Annotated in this window: 14 protein-coding genes; 7 read left to right on the forward strand and 7 right to left on the reverse strand. The window is 67.9% G+C overall.

The genetic code is table 11. The annotated features are described in order from the left end of the window. Positions 1-24 precede the first annotated feature (24 nt). On the forward strand, positions 25-1005 hold the full coding sequence (locus D1793_RS04745) for a D-glycerate dehydrogenase (RefSeq protein WP_119021119.1): 981 nt from the start codon (positions 25-27) through the stop codon (positions 1003-1005). Beyond that, complete coding sequence (gene kduD, locus D1793_RS04750) at positions 1002-1754, forward strand: 2-dehydro-3-deoxy-D-gluconate 5-dehydrogenase KduD (protein WP_119021120.1); 753 nt, start codon at positions 1002-1004, stop codon at positions 1752-1754. Before D1793_RS04745 ends, kduD begins: the two co-directional genes overlap by 4 nt. A 43-nt stretch (positions 1755-1797) precedes the next feature. Here the strand turns inward: kduD and D1793_RS04755 are convergent, their stop codons facing one another. Continuing rightward, entirely contained in the window at positions 1798-3264 is a 1467-nt protein-coding gene (locus D1793_RS04755; protein WP_119021121.1) for a mannitol dehydrogenase family protein, read from the reverse strand. Positions 3265-3306: 42 nt separating this feature from the next. Next, positions 3307-5112 carry an IlvD/Edd family dehydratase gene (locus tag D1793_RS04760; protein WP_119021122.1) on the reverse strand — a complete coding sequence of 602 codons (1806 nt, stop codon included), beginning with the start codon at positions 5110-5112 and terminating at the stop codon, positions 3307-3309. A 172-nt stretch (positions 5113-5284) separates the two neighbouring features. Here D1793_RS04760 and D1793_RS04765 point away from each other — a divergent pair, with 172 nt between their 5' ends. The 5 genes from D1793_RS04765 to D1793_RS04785 all read left to right on the forward strand — a co-directional run bounded on the left by D1793_RS04765 (position 5285) and on the right by D1793_RS04785 (position 11456). Beyond that, positions 5285-6853, forward strand: coding sequence for an aldehyde dehydrogenase (NADP(+)) (locus D1793_RS04765; protein ID WP_119021123.1), 1569 nt, complete (start codon positions 5285-5287; stop codon positions 6851-6853). A gap of 206 nt (positions 6854-7059) precedes the next feature. Continuing rightward, complete coding sequence (locus D1793_RS04770; RefSeq protein ID WP_119021124.1) at positions 7060-7809, forward strand: SDR family oxidoreductase; 750 nt, start codon at positions 7060-7062, stop codon at positions 7807-7809. 94 nt (positions 7810-7903) lie between these two features. Continuing rightward, on the forward strand, positions 7904-8755 hold the full coding sequence (locus tag D1793_RS04775) for a fumarylacetoacetate hydrolase family protein (protein WP_119021125.1): 852 nt from the start codon (positions 7904-7906) through the stop codon (positions 8753-8755). Between the two features lie 12 nt (positions 8756-8767). Beyond that, positions 8768-9838 carry a zinc-binding alcohol dehydrogenase family protein gene (locus D1793_RS04780; protein WP_119021126.1) on the forward strand — a complete coding sequence of 357 codons (1071 nt, stop codon included), beginning with the start codon at positions 8768-8770 and terminating at the stop codon, positions 9836-9838. Further along, entirely contained in the window at positions 9816-11456 is a 1641-nt protein-coding gene (locus D1793_RS04785) for an altronate dehydratase family protein (RefSeq protein ID WP_119021127.1), read from the forward strand. The genes D1793_RS04780 and D1793_RS04785 overlap by 23 nt, the downstream gene beginning before the upstream one ends. A gap of 72 nt (positions 11457-11528) precedes the next feature. On the opposite strand, the gene nanR is transcribed toward D1793_RS04785, so the two are convergent. From nanR to D1793_RS04810, 5 genes are all read right to left on the reverse strand, one after another. Next, positions 11529-12251, reverse strand: a complete 723-nt coding sequence (gene nanR, locus D1793_RS04790) for a transcriptional regulator NanR (RefSeq protein WP_119021128.1) — start codon at positions 12249-12251, stop codon at positions 11529-11531. 66 nt (positions 12252-12317) lie between these two features. Beyond that, complete coding sequence (locus tag D1793_RS04795) at positions 12318-13367, reverse strand: Ldh family oxidoreductase (RefSeq protein WP_240407776.1); 1050 nt, start codon at positions 13365-13367, stop codon at positions 12318-12320. Positions 13368-13430: 63 nt separating this feature from the next. Beyond that, positions 13431-14810, reverse strand: a complete 1380-nt coding sequence (locus D1793_RS04800; RefSeq protein ID WP_119021129.1) for a TRAP transporter large permease — start codon at positions 14808-14810, stop codon at positions 13431-13433. 48 nt (positions 14811-14858) lie between these two features. After that, on the reverse strand, positions 14859-15392 hold the full coding sequence (locus D1793_RS04805) for a TRAP transporter small permease (RefSeq protein WP_119021130.1): 534 nt from the start codon (positions 15390-15392) through the stop codon (positions 14859-14861). A gap of 72 nt (positions 15393-15464) precedes the next feature. Beyond that, complete coding sequence (locus tag D1793_RS04810; protein WP_119021131.1) at positions 15465-16460, reverse strand: sialic acid TRAP transporter substrate-binding protein SiaP; 996 nt, start codon at positions 16458-16460, stop codon at positions 15465-15467. Between the last annotated feature and the right edge of the window lie 56 nt (positions 16461-16516).

Genomic DNA, 16516 nt, shown 5'->3' on the forward strand with positions numbered 1-16516 from the left:
CATCGCCTCCAAGGAGCCTGACCCATGAAGAAGCGTGTTCTGGCCTATGGCCGACTCAACGAGGCCCAGCTGGCCCAGCTCGCCGAACAGTTCGAGGTCCAGACCTTCCGCGACCTAGCATCCGCCGATGATCCCGACTTCCGCGCCGCGCTGCCGGGTGCCCATGGCCTGATCGGTGCCAGCCTGACCGTCACCCCCGAGTTGCTGGATGCGGCCCCAAAGCTGGAGGCCATCGCCACCATCTCGGTGGGCTACGACAACTACCCGGTCGATGAGCTGACCCGACGCGGCATCCTGCTCTGCAACACGCCGGACGTGCTGACCGAGACCACCGCCGATACCGGTTTCCTGCTGGTGATGGCCGCAGCACGGCGCGCCATCGAGCTGGCCGAGTGGCTCAAGCGCGGCGACTGGCAGGCCGGCGTGGGGCCCGAGCACTTCGGCAGCGACGTCCACGGCAAGACCCTCGGCATGATCGGCTTCGGGCGCATCGGTGCCGCTATCGCCCGTCGCGGTGCGCTGGGCTTCGGCATGCGCGTGCTCTATTCCAATGCATCGCCCAAGCCGGCGCTGGAGGCGGAGTTGGGGGCCCAGCGCTGCGAGCTGGACGCACTGCTCACCGAGTCGGACTTCGTCTGCGTCACCGTCCCGCTCACCGCCGAGACCGAGCACCTGATCGGCGAGCGCGAGTTTGCCTTGATGAAGCCCTCGGCCATCTTCGTCAACATCGCCCGCGGCAAGGTGGTCCACGAGGCGGCGCTGATTGAGGCGCTGGAGATGGGGCGCATCCGCGCCGCCGGACTGGATGTCTTCGAGCAGGAGCCGCTGTCTCCGGAATCACCGCTGCCCCACATGACCAACGTGGTGGCCCTGCCCCACATCGGCTCGGCCACCCACGAGACGCGCACCGCCATGGCCCAGCGCGCCGTGGACAACCTCATCCTGGCACTCAACGGCGAGCGTCCGATCAGCCTAGTCAACGAGGCCGCCTGGAGGCCCGCATGACGCGCTTCTCGCTGGACGGCCGCGTGGCCATGGTCACCGGCTGCAACAAGGGGCTCGGTCAGGGGCTGGCCATCGCGCTGGCCGAGGCCGGCGCCGACATCGTCGGCGTCACCCGCCGCGACGCCGCGGAGACCCGCGAGCGCATCGAAGCCCTGGGGCGACGCTATACCGGGGTCGAGGCAGAACTTGGCCGTGACGCGCCGGCCGAGATCGTCGAACAGGCCCTGGGCGTCGCCGGCAAGCTGGATATCCTGGTTAACAATGCCGGCACCATTCGCCGCGCCCCCGCCCTGGAGTTCAGCGAGGCGGACTGGGACGCGGTGGTGGACGTCAACCTCAAGGCGGCCTTCTTCCTGGCCCAGGCGGTGGCCCGCCACCTGGTGGCGCGCCGGGCCCCCGGCCGCATCGTCAACGTCGCCTCGGTGCTCTCTTTCCAGGGCGGGATTCGCGTGCCCTCCTATACCGCCAGCAAGAGCGGCCTGCTCGGCCTGACCCGTTTACTGGCCAACGAATGGGCGACCCATGGGATCACCGTCAACGCCATCGCCCCCGGGTACATGGCCACCGACAACACCCAGGCGCTGCGCGAGGACCCCGACCGCAGCGCCGAGATCCTGGCGCGGATCCCCGCCGGGCGCTGGGGGACCCCCGAGGACCTGGCCGGCGCGGCGATCTTCCTCTGCTCCGACGCCGCCGCCTACGTCAACGGCCATGCGCTGGCGGTGGACGGCGGCTGGTTGGCTCGCTGACCGACGGGAACGCTCGCCGGACTGGCGGAGCGGCGCCTGGCCCCTACGTCAGGTAGGCAAGCGCTGCCTCGAGCCCCTGCTCGGTCAGTCGGCGGTAGGCGGCGAGCACCGCCTCGGCGAAGTCGGCATCCGTCGCCAGCGCCGACGGGACGACATCATCCATGGCCAGGAAGGCACCGACCAGCGCCTCGGGCACCTGCCCGTGACGGGCGTGCAGGTCGACAAACCGCCCCGCCAGGGGATCGTCTACCACGTAGGCGTTGCCGCGGGCGTCCCGACCGGCGGTATAGCGGATCCAGCCCGCCAGGCCCAGGGCAATACAAGGCGATTCCCAGCCTTTTTCTCGGCGTGCCGAGGTACCGATCAACCAGCGCTGAGGCAGCTTCTGGCTGCCGTCCATGGCGATCTGGTGCAGGCGGTGGCGCAGGCTGTCGTTGGCGAAGCGCGCCAGCAGCGATACGGCGTAGGTTTTCAGGTCGGTGCCCTCGGGCATGACAAGAGTCGGCGCCGCCTCCTCCAGCATGTAACGGCGCAGCAGTCTCCTCAGATCGTCCCGGCTCACCGCCTCGTAGACGGTCTCGATGCCCTCGGGAGCCCCCAAGTAGGCCAGCAACGAGTGGCTGCCGTTGAGCAGGCGCAGCTTCATGGCTTCGAAGGGGGCGACGTCGGCGACCATCTCCACGCCGTCTGCCGCCCAGTCCGGGCGCCCCAGGGGGAAGTCATCCTCCACCACCCACTGGAGGTAGGCCTCGGCCACCACGGCGTTAGGGTCATCGATCCTCAGCGCCGAGAGCCTGGTGAAATCGGCCTCGGTCATGGCCGGCACGATGCCGTCGACCATGCTGCTGGGGAAGGCCCCCTCGCGCTCGATCCAGGCCGCCAGGGTGGCGTCCTGGCGCTCGGCGAGCTGGACCACCGCATGGCGGGCGCACCGACCGTTGTCCGGCATGTTGTCGCAGGAGAGCACCGTGAAGGGCGCGATCCCCCGCACGCGGCGTCGCGCCAGCGCCGCCACCAGGATCCCCGGCGCGGTGCGCGGCCGTGCGGGGTCGGCGATGTCGGCGGCGATCATGGGGTCGTCGGCGAGCAGCATGCCGCTGGCCGGGTTGAGGAAGTAGCCCTTCTCGGTGACGGTGAGGGTGACGAGCCGGGTCTCGGGGTCGGCGAGCCGCGCCAGCAGGGCCTCGAGGTCGCGACCCCATCGCCCTTCGGCGTCTCGGCCGGTGAACAGGGCCTCCTCGATCACCCCGACCTCGCGTAGGGTGACGGTCTCGCTGTCGGTGAACTGGGCCACGTGATAGCGATGGTCCGCCTCACGCAGGCCATCCACCAGGGCGATGCTCGAGCGCAGATTGGCGCTGCAGATGCCCCAGGAGGCATCGCCGCTGCGTTGGCGGTAGCGCTCCAGGTAGACCGCCTGGTGGGCGCGGTGAAAGGCCCCGAGCCCGAGATGGACGATGCGCAGGGTGCCCGCCCGGGGCCCCGCAGGCAAAACGACTGGATGCGGCATGGGTGAGGCTCCCGGCGCGGTGCTCGATCGGCACCGCCCCGTTCAGTGGTTGTCGCGAGGCGGGCTGTGGCGCGCCACGTCCCGGTACCGGGTGGCCGGCGCCAGGGTCATGCCGCGGTCCAGCGGCTCGACCATCGAACGCTGAATCTCCTGCCATGGGGTCTGGTGCTCGGGGTAGCGATAGCCCCCCTGCGCCTCCAGCCGCTGCCGCCGCGCCGCGAGCACGGCCTCGTCGATCAGCAACATCACCTCTCCCTGGCGCAGGTCGATGCGCAGCCGGTCACCGCTCTCCAGCAAGGCCAGGCCGCCGCCGGTCGCCGCCTCAGGCGAGGCGTTGAGGATCGACGGCGACCCCGAGGTGCCCGACTGGCGGCCGTCCCCCAGGCAGGGTAGCGATTCGATGCCGCGCCTGATCAGCGCCTCCGGCGGCTGCATGTTCACCACCTCGGCACCGCCGGGATGCCCTACCGGACCGGCCCCACGCATCACCAGGATGGTGTGCTCATCGATGCCGAGACTCGGGTCATCGATACGCGCATGGTAATCCTCCGAGCCATCGAACACCGCCACCCGGCCCTCGAAGGCCTCGGGATCCTCCGGGTCACTGAGGAAGCGCTCACGAAAATCCGCAGAAATGACGCTGGTCTTCATCAGCGCCGAGTCGAAGAGGTTGCCCTTGAGGTTGAGGAATCCGGCGTGCTCCACCAGCGGATTGGCGTAGCGGCGGATCACCTCGGGGTCCCGGGTCTCGCGCCCCGCCAGGTTGACGGCCATCGGCTGCCCGTTGACCGTGAGCGCCTCGCCGTGGAGCCGGCCGGCCTCAAGCAGCTCATGCATCACCGCCGGCACGCCCCCGGCACGGTGGAACTCCTCGCCGAGGTAGGCCCCGGCGGGCATGACGTTGGCCAGCAGCGGAACCGCATACCCCAGACGCTGCCAGTCGTCGTTGTCCAGTTCGATCCCGGCGTGCCGCGCGATGGCATTGATATGGATGGGCGCATTGGAGGAGCCCCCAAGCGCCGAGCAGGTCACGATGGCGTTTTCGAAGGCTTCCCGGGTGAGGATGTCGCTGGGCCTAAGATCCTCCCAGACCATCTCGGTGATCCGCTCGCCGGTCTGGTAAGCGACCATGGCACGCTCCTTGTAAGGGCCCGGGATCATCGCCGAACCGGGCAGGCTCATGCCCAGCGCCTCGGCCAAGGAGTTCATGGTCGAGGCGGTGCCCATGGTGTTGCAGTGACCCACCGAAGGGGCGGACTCGGTAATGCGCGACAGGAACTCGGCGTAGTCGATGTCGCCGGCGGCCAGCCGGCGGCGCATCTCCCAGACGATGGTGCCCGAGCCGACGCGCTCGGCGCCGTGCCAGCCGTTGAGCATGGGTCCCCCGGAAAGCACGATGGCCGGAATGTTCACCGTCGACGCGGCCATCAGCGCCGCCGGGGTGGTCTTGTCGCAGCCGGTGGTCAGCACCACGCCATCAAGCGGATAACCATGAAGTACCTCCACCAGCCCCAGATAGGCCAGGTTGCGATCCAGCGCCGCCGTGGGCCGGCGCACGTTCTCGTGGATAGGATGCATGGGGAATTCGAAGGGCACGCCGCCGGCGGCGCGGATGCCTTCCTTGACCCGCTTGGCGAGTTCCATGTGGTGTCGGTTACAGGGCGTCAGGTCGGAGCCCGACTGGCAGATGCCGATGATCGGCCGGCCCCCGGTGAGTTCCTCCAGGGTGATGCCCTGGTTCATGTAGCGCTCGATGCACAGGGCGGTGGTGCCGGGATGGTCGGGATTGTCGAACCACCAGCGGGACCGTAGCTGGTCCGGGCGGACTCGGGGACGAGTAGGTGACATGGGAACTCCGACTGATCGGGGCCGTGTGGCCGGTCAATGGCGTGACGGCGAGAATTGCCCTAGTGTAGGGCTGTATGATGACATGATAGGTAGCACGCCTGCCCTGGTACCACAAGCCGTATCCCCGAGAAGCCGAATTTTCGAGAAGCCGAACTTCCCAGAAGGAGTCCCCATGACACTGCAAGGCACTTCCCTGATCGGCCGCGAGGCCGTTACCGGCGATCAGGCCATGATCCACGCCATCGACCCGGCCAGTGGCGAGGCCCTCGCCCCCGGCTATCCGGGCCTGGACCGCCACGCGGTCGCCCGGGCCTGCCAGCTTGCCGAGGAGGCCTTCGCCGCCTACCGCGAGACCTCGCCGGAGGTGCGGGCGGCCTTTCTCGAGGCCATTGCCGCCGAGATCGAGGCCATCGGTGATGAGCTGATCACCCGCGCCATGGCCGAGACCGGCCTGCCCCGGGCGCGGATCGAGGGCGAGCGCGGCCGCACCTGCGGCCAGCTGCGCCTGTTTGCCGGCGTGGTACGTGCCGGCGAGTGGCTTGATGTGCGCATCGACCCCGCGCTTCCCGATCGCCAGCCACTGCCGCGGGTCGATCTGCGCCAACGCCACGTGGCCCTGGGCCCCGTAGCGGTGTTCGGCGCCTCCAATTTCCCGCTGGCCTTCAGCGTAGCCGGGGGCGACACCGCTTCGGCATTGGCCGCCGGCTGCCCCGTGGTGGTCAAGGCCCATTCCGCTCATCCCGGCACCTCCGAGCTGGTGGGCCGTGCCGTGCAGGCGGCCGTGACCCGCTGCCAGCTCCCCGAGGGGGTCTTCTCGCTGCTGTTCGGCGCCGGCAAGGAGATCGGCCAGGCGCTGGTCGCCGACCCGCGCATCCAGGCGGTGGGGTTCACCGGCTCCCGCGCCGGCGGCCTGGCGCTGCTGGCCACCGCCCAGGCGCGGCCGCAGCCGATCCCGGTCTACGCCGAGATGAGCTCCATCAACCCGGTGTTTCTGTTCCCGGAGGCACTGGCGGCGCGGGGCCAGGCAATCGCCGAAGGCTTCGTTGGCTCGCTGAACATGGGCGCCGGCCAGTTCTGCACCAACCCGGGGCTGGTGATCGGCATCAAGGGCCAGGCCCTAGATGCCTTCATCGAAGCCGCCGGGGAAGCCATCATGGGCAGTGCGGCCCAGACCATGCTCACCCCAGGGATCCACGCTGCCTACCAGGATGGCGTGGGCGCCCTGGTGGGCGAAGCTCGCGAGATCGCCCGCGGTCCGCTGGGCGACGGACCCTGTGCCTGTCAGCCGGCGCTGTTTGCCGCCTCGGCGGATGATTTCCTCAAGAGCGACACACTGCAGGCCGAGGTCTTTGGCGCGGCGTCGCTGGTGGTCGAGTGTGACGACCTCGATCAGGTCACGGCCGTAGCCGAGCATCTGGAGGGCCAGCTCACCGCCACTCTGCAGATGGACGACGGTGATCTGGAGGCCGCCCGTGCGTTGCTCCCGGTACTCGAGCGCAAGGCCGGACGCATCCTGGCCAACGGCTGGCCCACCGGGGTCGAGGTGTGTCACGCCATGGTCCACGGTGGCCCCTTCCCCGCCACCTCAGACGCTCGAACCACCTCGGTGGGCAGCGCGGCCATCCACCGCTTCCTGCGCCCGGTGTGCTACCAGAACCTGCCGGCCGGCCTGCTGCCCGAGTCACTCCAGGACGGCAACCCGCTCGGCGTGAGCCGCCTGGTCGACGGCAAGCGTGAATGAACGAAACAGCAAGAGAATGACGATGGTGCTTGGCGGCCTGCGGGCCGCCTTTTTGGTGACTCGGTCGAGTGGATGAGGCCACGAGCCCGATTGGCAAGCCCCCAGAAACTGGGCCATACTCTGACCGACCATCATCCTAGCATCCTGTCATACCATAAAATCCAGGACGGCTCCGCCATCCGACACCCGCCGAGGACGCCCGAAAGATGCGATTGAAGGACAAGACGGCCCTGATCACCGCCGCCGGCCAGGGCATCGGCCACGCCACCGCGCTGCGCTTCGCAGCGGAGGGCGCCCGGGTCATCGCCACCGACATCGACGGTGACAAGCTCAAGGCACTGGAAGGACGGGAAGGGATCGAGACCCGCCGCCTGGACGTGCTGGATGCCGCGGCCGTGACCGCGCTGGCGGCCGAGCTGCCGCCCCTGGACGTGCTCTTCAACTGTGCCGGCTTCGTGGCCAGCGGCTCGCTGCTGACCGGCACCGACGACGACTGGGAACTGTCGATGGCGCTCAACGTCACCGCCATGGCGCGGCTGACCCGCGTCCTGCTACCGGCCATGATCGACCACGGCGGCGGCAGCATCATCAACATGGCCTCGGTGGCCTCGAGCCTCAAGGGCGTGCCCAACCGCTGCGCCTACGGCACCACCAAGGCCGCGGTGATCGGCCTGACCAAGTCGATTGCCGCCGACTTCATCGACCGGGGCATTCGCTGCAACGCCATCTGCCCCGGCACCGTGGACTCTCCCTCGCTGCGCCAACGTATCCAGGCGCAGGCACACCAGCAGGGTCGCCCGGAGGCCGAGGTTCAGGCCGAGTTCCTCGCCCGCCAGCCGCTGGGTCGCCTGGGCACGTCAGAAGAGATCGCCGCCCTGGCCACCTACCTGGCCGCGGACGAGTCCGCCTACACCACCGGCACCGCCCAGGTGATCGACGGCGGCTGGCTGATCTGAAGCGACCGACGGAACAAGTAGCAACGCGTCACGAACACCGATTCACCAGCAGCGAATCACGAACAGCGAATCACAAAACCACTAAGGAGAGCTCATGAAACTGTTGCGCTTCGGCCCCCCGGGCCACGAGAAACCCGGCCTGCTCGACGCCGACGGAGTGATCCGCGACCTCTCGGCCCACCTGCCGGACCTGGATGGGCGCCACCTCGACCGCGACCTGCTGGCCCGACTGGCCGAGCTCGACGCCTCTCGCCTGCCCAAGGTCCCGACAGATACCCGCCTCGGCCCCTGTGTCGGCCGGGTCGGCAAGTTCATCTGCATCGGCCTCAACTACTCCGACCACGCCGCCGAGACCGGCGCCGAGGTCCCGCCCGAGCCGGTGGTCTTCAACAAGTGGACCAGCGCCATCTGCGGGCCCGACGACGATGTCATCATCCCGCGGGATTCCACCAAGACCGACTGGGAAGTGGAGCTGGGCGTGGTGATCGGCAAGGAGGCCCGCTACGTGAGCGAGGCCGACGCCATGGACCATGTGGCTGGCTACTGCGTGGTCAACGACGTCTCCGAACGCGAGTTCCAGCTCGAGCGCAGCGGCACCTGGGACAAGGGCAAGGGCTGCGACACCTTCGGCCCCCTGGGACCGTGGCTGGTCACCCCGGACGAGATCGCCGACCCCCATGAGCTGGACATGTGGCTAGAGGTAGACGGCCACCGCTACCAGGACGGCAATACCCGCACCATGGTCTACCGCATCCCCTTCCTGATCAGCTACCTGAGCCGCTTCATGAGCCTGCAGCCGGGCGATGTCATCTCTACCGGCACCCCGCCCGGGGTGGGCATGGGCCAGCAGCCGCCGACCTACCTCCGGCCAGGCCAGCGCATGCGCCTGGGCATCGCCGGTCTCGGCGAGCAGCACCAGGCCGTTGTCGCCGAACCCGACCGCTGATCGGAGATCGTCATGCGTACCGTCGTCTGCCAGGCCCCTGGCCGCCTGACCCTCGAGCAGCGCGCCGCCCCCTCCTGCGGGCCCGGCGAGGCGCTGCTGCGCATCCGCCGGGTCGGGGTGTGCGGCACCGATATCCACGCCTATGGTGGCAACCAGCCCTACTTCACCTATCCCCGGGTGCTCGGTCACGAGCTGGCCGGCGAGATCGTCGCGGTGGGTGACGGGGTCGACCCGGCGCGGGTGGGCCAGCAGGCCTATGTCATCCCCTACCTGCACTGCGGGGAGTGCCGGGCCTGTCGCCGGGGCCGCACCAACTGCTGCCGCCAGATGCAGGTGATCGGGGTACACCGTGATGGCGGCATGTGCGACATCCTGGCGGTTCCCGCCGACCACCTGGTGAGCGACGCCTCACTGTCCCTCGACCAGCTAGCCCTGGTCGAATGCCTGGCCATCGGCGCCCATGCGGTACGCCGCAGCGAACTGGACGAGGGGGAGCTCGCCGTGGTCGTCGGCGCCGGCCCCATCGGCATGGGCGTAGCCCAGCTGGCCCGGGAACGCGGGGCTCGGGTGGTCATGGTCGACACCAACGCCGAGCGGCTGGCCTTCTGCCGCGAACGGCTGGGCATCACGGTGACGCTCGACCCTGCCGAGCAGGACGTCCCCGCCGCCCTGGCTACCCTCGGCGACGGCGAACTGGCCGACGTGGTGTTCGACGCCACCGGCAACCCCGCCGCCATGCGCCGTGGCTTCGACCTGGTCGCCCATGCCGGCCGCTATGTGCTGGTCAGCATCGTCAAGGCCGACATCGCCTTCCACGACCCCGACTTCCACGGTCGCGAGATGACCCTGCTCGCCAGCCGCAACGCCACCCGCGAGGACTTCGACACGGTGTGCCGGCTGATGGCGACGGGCCGCCTTGTGGCCAGCGCCATGATCACCCACCGCGCCGAACTCAACGCCCTGCCCGACCGCCTGCCCGCCTGGTGTGTCCCCGGCAGCGGTGTGGTCAAGGCGATGATCGAACTCGAATTTCCGGAACACGCCGAAGCGGAGGCCGTCCATGCCCCAGACCATCGCCAGTGAACACGGCCAGCTGGCCAGCCTGCGCGTGCACGCCGACGACAACGTGCGCGTCGCCCTCAAGGACCTGCCCGCCGGCAGCGAGATCGACGATGACGGGCGCCGGCTGCGCCTGGCCGAGCCGATCCGCCACAAGCACAAGTTTGCCCTGCACGACATGGCCCCCGGTGACACCGTGATCATGTACGGCGTCACGGTGGGCCGCGCCACGCGGCCCATCGCCGCGGGGGCGGCCATCACCACCGACAACACCGAGCACAGCACCGCCACCACCGAGCCCCAGGCCCGCCGCGGCGAATGGCGCGCTCCCGAGGTGACGGCGTTCGAGGGCGTGACCTTCGATGGCTATCACCGCCCCGACGGCGGCGTCGGCACCGCCAACGTCTGGCTGGTGGTGCCGCTGGTGTTCTGCGAGAACCGCAACATCGAGGTGCTGCGCCAGTGCGTGGCCGACGCCCTGGGCGAGGACCCCTACCGCGACTACAAACGCATGGCCCGCGAGTTGCTCCATGGTGCCGCCGGCACGGCCCCCGCCGAGCCTGCCGGCGAGCGGCTCTTTCCCAACGTCGACGGGGTGCGTTTCCTGACCCACACCCTGGGCTGCGGCGGCACCGACGACGACGCCCTGGCGCTGTGCCGCCTGCTGGCCGGCTACATCTGCCACCCCAACGTGGCCGGCGCCACGGTGCTTAGCCTGGGCTGCCAGAAGGCGCAGATCGACATGCTCAAGGAGGCGGTGGCAGAGCACGACCCCGGCGGGCTGCGCCCGGTGCACTACCTGGAGCAGCAGGCGAGCACGAGCGAATCGGCGCTGATCCGCGAGGCGCTGACCACCATCTTCGATGGCCTGGCCGAGGCCAACCGGGTCGAGCGCGCCCCGGCGCCGCTCTCGGCGCTGACCCTGGGCGTGGAGTGCGGCGGCTCCGACGGCTTCTCCGGCCTCTCCGCCAACCCGCTGGTGGGCGCCGTGGTCGATCGGCTGGTCGCGCTCGGGGGCAGCGGCATCCTCAGCGAGTTCCCCGAGCTGTGCGGGGTGGAGCACGAGCTGATCGCCCGCTGCCGCGACGACGCCGTGGCCGAGCGCTTCCGGGCGCTGATGGAGGCCTACCAGCGCCACGCCGCCCGGGTGGGGGCGGACTTCTCCATGAACCCCTCCCCGGGCAACATTCGCGACGGCCTGATCACCGATGCCATGAAGTCGGCCGGCGCCGCCAAGAAGGGTGGCGACAGCCCGGTGGTGGATGTGCTCGACTATACCGAGCCTCACACCCGGGCAGGCCTCAACCTGCTCTGCTCTCCGGGCAACGACGTGGAGTCCACCACCGCCCTGGCCGGCTCCGGCGCCAACCTGATCCTCTTCACCACCGGACTGGGCACGCCCACCGGCAACCCCATCACCCCGGTGCTCAAGATCTCGAGCAACAGCGAACTGGCCGAGCGCATGCAGGACGTGATCGACTTCGATGCCGGCCCCATCATCCGCGGCGAGGCGAGCATCGACGAGCTGGCCGACCGCCTGCTGCGGCTGTGTATCGACACCGCGTCGGGGCGCTACGCCCCCCGCGCCGTGGAACTCGCCCAGTACGACTTCATCCCCTGGAAGCGCGGCGTCTCGCTGTAATCTGGCGCCCCCCAAGCAAAGGCCCGCCCCCTGAGGGGCGGGCCTTCTCGTTCCTCATGGCGAACGGGCGGACTATCCCGCGTCGGAAAGGCGCTTCTTGAGCTGCATGTAGGTGCCGTAGTGGCGATCCAGGTGGCGGCGCATGGCCGCCTCGGCGGCATCCGGGTCGCGGGACTCGATCGCCTCGACGATCTCGATGTGCGCCGCCAGTGCCGCCTTGTCCTCATCCTTCTGCTGCAGCACCTGAGCGCGACGGTCGTCGAGCCATTCGGAGAGCGCCACGTGGATGGCGTCGAAGATGGGGTTGCGAGCGATGCTCGCCAGCACGCCGTGGAAGTCGTTGTCGGAACGCTTGAAGCGCGCCTCGTCGCCCACCGCGTCACGGTTCTCCTGCAGCGCCTCGCGCAGCCGCGCCAGGTCCTCGTCGCCGGCCTGGCGGGCCGCATAGCGGGCCAGCGAGATCTCGAACAGCGCTCTTGCCTCCTGGAAGTACTGCTGGCCGTGGGGCTTGGAGAGCAGTTGGCGGGTCACCCCGGAGAGCCTCGCCATCACCGCCTCGGCGGTGGGCCGGATCACCCTGGCGCGGGTCCCGCTATTGATAGCGATGAGCCCGAGCTGCTGCAGATGGAACAGCGCCTCACGCACGGCCGGGCGCCCGACCCCGAACTGCTCCATCAGCTCGCGCTCGGAGGGCAGCTGGTCGTTCTCGCCAAGCCGCCCGTCGAGGATATCCGCCTCGAGCTGCTCGGCGACCTGCTCGGAAAGCGTCTTGCGCTCGATCCGATATCGAGACATGGGCTGATTCTCCTGGTGAACCGGTGTTCTGTGTGACTATCTTACCGCATTTTGGCCCTGCCCCGCTCAGGTCAGATACCGCAGCGGCGGCACATCCAGAGACTCGGCCAGCGTCGCGTAGGCAACCTGATTAGCACTATCGAGGGGAATCCCCTCGACATCGCGTTGCGCTTGGCAGCGCCACTCACGATCCCCGGGGGCCAGCACCTCGCCCCCATCAACCGCCGGCTGACTGCGCAGATCGGCCAGGTACTCGGCCAGGCAGGCCGCGAAGGTCGCCCGGTCGACGAAGGCCGCCGGGTTGAGCGCCAGGAAGAAGTGGCCCACCCCGCGAGGCGTCGACATGTCCGGCCCGCCCATGGGCAGCAGCCGAAAGCCGTTGAGCATGCCGGAGAGCGTCGAGCTCAGCACCTCGACCATGCCGCCGAGCCCCGCTCCCTTGAAGCCAAAGTCGCTGCCGCCCAGCGGCAGCAGGGCCGCCACCTCGGCCGGCACTCGGGTCACGTGACCCCGGGCATCGGCGGCAACCTGGTCAGGCAGCTCGCGCCCGATGGCGCCGTACTGTTGCACGCGGTTCCACGGCACCGCGCTTGTCGCCATGTCCAGCAGGTACGGCGACTGCCCTTCCACCGGCGCGGCGAAGGCGATCGGGTTGGTGCCATGGAAGGGCGACAGGCCCTCGTGTAGCAGCACGAAGGGATCCGAGTTGCAGAAGGAGAGGCCGATCAAGCCGCGCTCGGCGGCGGCCAGGGCGTAGCAGCCGGCGGCGCCGAAGTGTGAGGAGTGCCCCACCGCCACCGCGCCCACACCTATCTCCTCGGCCATCTCCACTGCATGCGCCATGGCCGCATAGCCAGCCAGGTGGCCAAAGCCATTGTCGGCGTCAAAGATGCCGGTGGCCGGCAGGCGGCGGGTGAAGCGCATCTTGGGCGCCCCCTTGATCCGCCCCCCCTCGAGCGCACGGATATAGTGGGGCAGCAGCCGCAGACCATGGCTGTCGGTGCCCATCCGTGAAGCGGTGACCAGGGCGCGGGTCACGGCGGCCGAGGACGCTTCATCTGCCCCCGCCCGCCTCAACACCTCGCCCATGAAGCGCTCGAGGTCGTCGACCGTCACACGGATATCCTGCCGTCGGATGTCATGCCGGGTATCGTTCATCATCTGGGACCTCGGGTTCTATCAGCGGTAGACCAGGGTGGGCAGCCACATGGAAAGCGACGGAATGAAGGTCACCAGCAGCAGGCAGATCACCAGCGGAATCAGGAACGGGATGGTACCGCGCATGCAGCGCTCGAAGCTGACGTTGGAGACCCGCGACAGCACGTAGAGCACCATCCCCACCGGCGGTGTCAACAGGCCTATCATCAGGTTGAGCACCATGATCACCCCGAAGTGCACCGGGTCGACGCCCACGGCGACGGCCAGCGGCAGCAGCACCGGCACCAGGATGGTGATGGCGGCAATGGTCTCCATGAAGCAGCCGACGATGATCAGTACGATGTTGCTCATCATCAGCACCGCCACCTTGCTGTCGGCGAAGGGCCCGAGCAGAGCGATCACGGATTGGGTGACCTGGTTGCTGGTCAGGATCCAGGCGAAGATCGACGCTGCCGAGACGATGAACAGGATCACCGCCGTGGTCTCGATGGTCTCCATGCTCACCCGCAGCAGCTTGCGCCACGTCAGGGTGCGATAGACCACCACGCCGAGGACGAGCGCGTAGAAGACCGCTGCCACCGCGGCCTCGGTGGGCGTGAAGGCACCGGTAATGATGCCGCCTACGATGATCACCGGCGTCAGCAGCGAGAGAAACGCCCGTGAAAACGTGTACCCCAGCACCCGGAACGAGAAGTCTGCATCGCGCTGGTAGCCGCGGCGACGGGCGATCAGGAAGATCATTCCCATCAGCATGCCGCCCATCAGCAGGCCGGGAATCAGGCCGGCCGCAAACAGCTGCCCGACCGAGGCCGAGGCCATCACGCCATAGATGACCATCGGCAGGCTTGGGGGAATGATCGGCCCGATGGTTGAGGAGGCCGCGGTGATACCGACGGCGAACTCCTCGTCGTAGCCGGCATCCTTCATCGCCTTCACCTCGATCATGCCGAGGCCACCGGCGTCGGCCACCGCGGCGCCAGACATCCCGGAGAAGACGATGCTCGCCCCGACATTGACATGCCCCAGGCCACCGCGCATCCAGCCCATCAACGCCTTGGCGAAGTTGAAGATGCGTTCGGTGATGCCGGCATTGTTCATCAGGCTGCCGGCGAAGATGAAGAAGGGAATCGCCAGCAGCGGAAAGCTGTCGATGCCGTTGATCATGCGGTGGGCGATGACCACGTTCGGTACCTGCCCGCTGATCAGCACGAACAGCAGACAGGAACCCGCCAGGCTGACTGCGATCGGAACGCCCAGCACCAGCATGGTGAAAAGCGCGAAGAACAGAAACGAGAGGTGGTAGCCCATCACCGCCAGTATCACGCAGCCGAGTACGGCGAGCAGCGACAGCGACGGAGTCACGATGGGTTTGTGCCAACGCATCACGGTGAGTCGGGACATGCATGGCCTCTTGCAGCGTTGTCGTTGTTGGAGGGCGGCGCGATTCGGTTAGAGTCGGCGCGGCGCCGACAGGTAATGCTTCACCATGCGTTGCATGCCTCGCATCGCCATCAGCACGAAGGCGATGCAGACGGCGTAGTACAGCACGCTCTTGGGCACATCCACCGACACCATCATGCCGCCGGTGCGTCCTGCCAATTGGTACGTCACCCAGGCCAGCATCGTATAGAAGGCGACACAGGTCAGGTCGACCGCAAGATTGAGGATCCTGACCAGCCAGGGCGGCATGTAGTGATAGAAGAACTCCACCATGATGTGGCTGCCCTTGCGGACGGCCATCACGCTACCGATGAAGCCGACCAGGATCAGCAGGTAGCGGGCGATCTCCTCCGTCCAGGTGGTGGAGTCACCTAGGACGTAGCGGGTGAAGAACTGCAGAAAGACAACGAAGATAAGCGCCCAGAAGACCACGAGGGTGATGTAGTCCTCGATGGCATGGTCGGAGAAATAGAAACTGTCGTCGTCCTCGAAGGCAGCCTCGAAATCGATGACGGGTCCCTGGCCCTCGGGTTGATCGGACATGGCAAGCCTCCTTGCCTGCACCGCCCAGGCAGCCGGGCGGTGCAGGCGATCGCGAACGGGAAAGGGAAGGGATTACTGGCCGATGGCCTGCAGGCGGTTGTAGGTGTCCTCGTCCCAGGTGGCCGCGTCACCGAGGTGGTGCGGGATCACCACGTCACGGAAGGGGGTGCGATCCACCTGGAGCACGGTATTGCCCTGCTCCTCGAACCAGGCGACCAGATCCTGCTCGGCCTGGACGATCTCGGCAGTGTTGTTGCGTGCCGCTTCCTCAAACACGTCGCGGAAGATCTCGCGATCCTCTTCGGAGAGACGGTTCCAACGCGGCCCCCCCACGATGGTGATCAGTGAATCGGTGATGTGCCCGGTCAGGTTGATGTAGTCCTGGACTTCGTGAAATGCCTTGGCGCGGATCGTCGGCAGCGGGTTCTCCTGAGCATCCACCACACCCTGCTGCAGGGCCAGGTAGACCTCGTCGAAGGCGATCGGCGTCGGGTTGGCGCCGGCCGCACGTGGGAACATCATGTAGAGAGGCGCATTCGGTACGCGGATTCGCAGGTTCTGCATGTCCTCCGGCGTGTTGATGGGCTTGTTGGAAGTCACATGACGCTCGCCGTAGTAGTTGAGTGCGATTGGTACGTTGCCAGTCGCGTTCTGGTAACCATCGGCGATCTCCTGGAAGAGATCGCTGTCGGCGTAGGCCTGCCAGTGATCGAAATCGCGGAACATGTAGGCAGCCCCGGCAATACCGATCGGCCCATAGGAGCGGCCGGCGAACTGGGTCCCCGTATAGATCACATCCACGGTCCCGAGCTCGAGGCCCTCGTTGATGTCCTCTTCCTTGCCGAGCGACGAGGCCGGATGGACCTGCATGGTGTAGCGCCCTTCGGTGCGCTCCTTGATCTGCTCTGCAGCCCACTCGGCCCACTTGTGGAAGGGTTCGGAGGTCTCGTAGACGTGGGCAAAACGAAGGCTCTGCTGCGCCTGAGCCATCCCGGCCATGCCGATGCTGGAGGCCAGCAGTGTCAGGGATACCAGGCGGACGAGCTTGCGTTGGCGTGAATGAGTCATCTTGTTGTTCTCCTGAAGACAAGTGTCTTGCTGTATACGTATCATACCACCAGTGA

It is taken from the genome of Halomonas sp. JS92-SW72, assembly GCF_003547075.1.
GTDB lineage: Bacteria > Pseudomonadota > Gammaproteobacteria > Pseudomonadales > Halomonadaceae > Halomonas > Halomonas alkalicola.

What these genes read in the sequence shown, in the direction of transcription:
- D1793_RS04745 (WP_119021119.1), top strand. Translation starts at nt 25, where the DNA reads ATGAAGAAGCGTGTTCTGGCCTATGGCCGACTCAACGAGGCCCAGCTG.
- kduD (WP_119021120.1), top strand. Translation starts at nt 1,002, where the DNA reads ATGACGCGCTTCTCGCTGGACGGCCGCGTGGCCATGGTCACCGGCTGC.
- D1793_RS04755 (WP_119021121.1), bottom strand. Translation starts at nt 3,264, where the DNA reads ATGCCGCATCCAGTCGTTTTGCCTGCGGGGCCCCGGGCGGGCACCCTG.
- D1793_RS04760 (WP_119021122.1), bottom strand. Translation starts at nt 5,112, where the DNA reads ATGTCACCTACTCGTCCCCGAGTCCGCCCGGACCAGCTACGGTCCCGC.
- D1793_RS04765 (WP_119021123.1), top strand. Translation starts at nt 5,285, where the DNA reads ATGACACTGCAAGGCACTTCCCTGATCGGCCGCGAGGCCGTTACCGGC.
- D1793_RS04770 (WP_119021124.1), top strand. Translation starts at nt 7,060, where the DNA reads ATGCGATTGAAGGACAAGACGGCCCTGATCACCGCCGCCGGCCAGGGC.
- D1793_RS04775 (WP_119021125.1), top strand. Translation starts at nt 7,904, where the DNA reads ATGAAACTGTTGCGCTTCGGCCCCCCGGGCCACGAGAAACCCGGCCTG.
- D1793_RS04780 (WP_119021126.1), top strand. Translation starts at nt 8,768, where the DNA reads ATGCGTACCGTCGTCTGCCAGGCCCCTGGCCGCCTGACCCTCGAGCAG.
- D1793_RS04785 (WP_119021127.1), top strand. Translation starts at nt 9,816, where the DNA reads ATGCCCCAGACCATCGCCAGTGAACACGGCCAGCTGGCCAGCCTGCGC.
- nanR (WP_119021128.1), bottom strand. Translation starts at nt 12,251, where the DNA reads ATGTCTCGATATCGGATCGAGCGCAAGACGCTTTCCGAGCAGGTCGCC.
- D1793_RS04800 (WP_119021129.1), bottom strand. Translation starts at nt 14,810, where the DNA reads ATGTCCCGACTCACCGTGATGCGTTGGCACAAACCCATCGTGACTCCG.
- D1793_RS04805 (WP_119021130.1), bottom strand. Translation starts at nt 15,392, where the DNA reads ATGTCCGATCAACCCGAGGGCCAGGGACCCGTCATCGATTTCGAGGCT.
- D1793_RS04810 (WP_119021131.1), bottom strand. Translation starts at nt 16,460, where the DNA reads ATGACTCATTCACGCCAACGCAAGCTCGTCCGCCTGGTATCCCTGACA.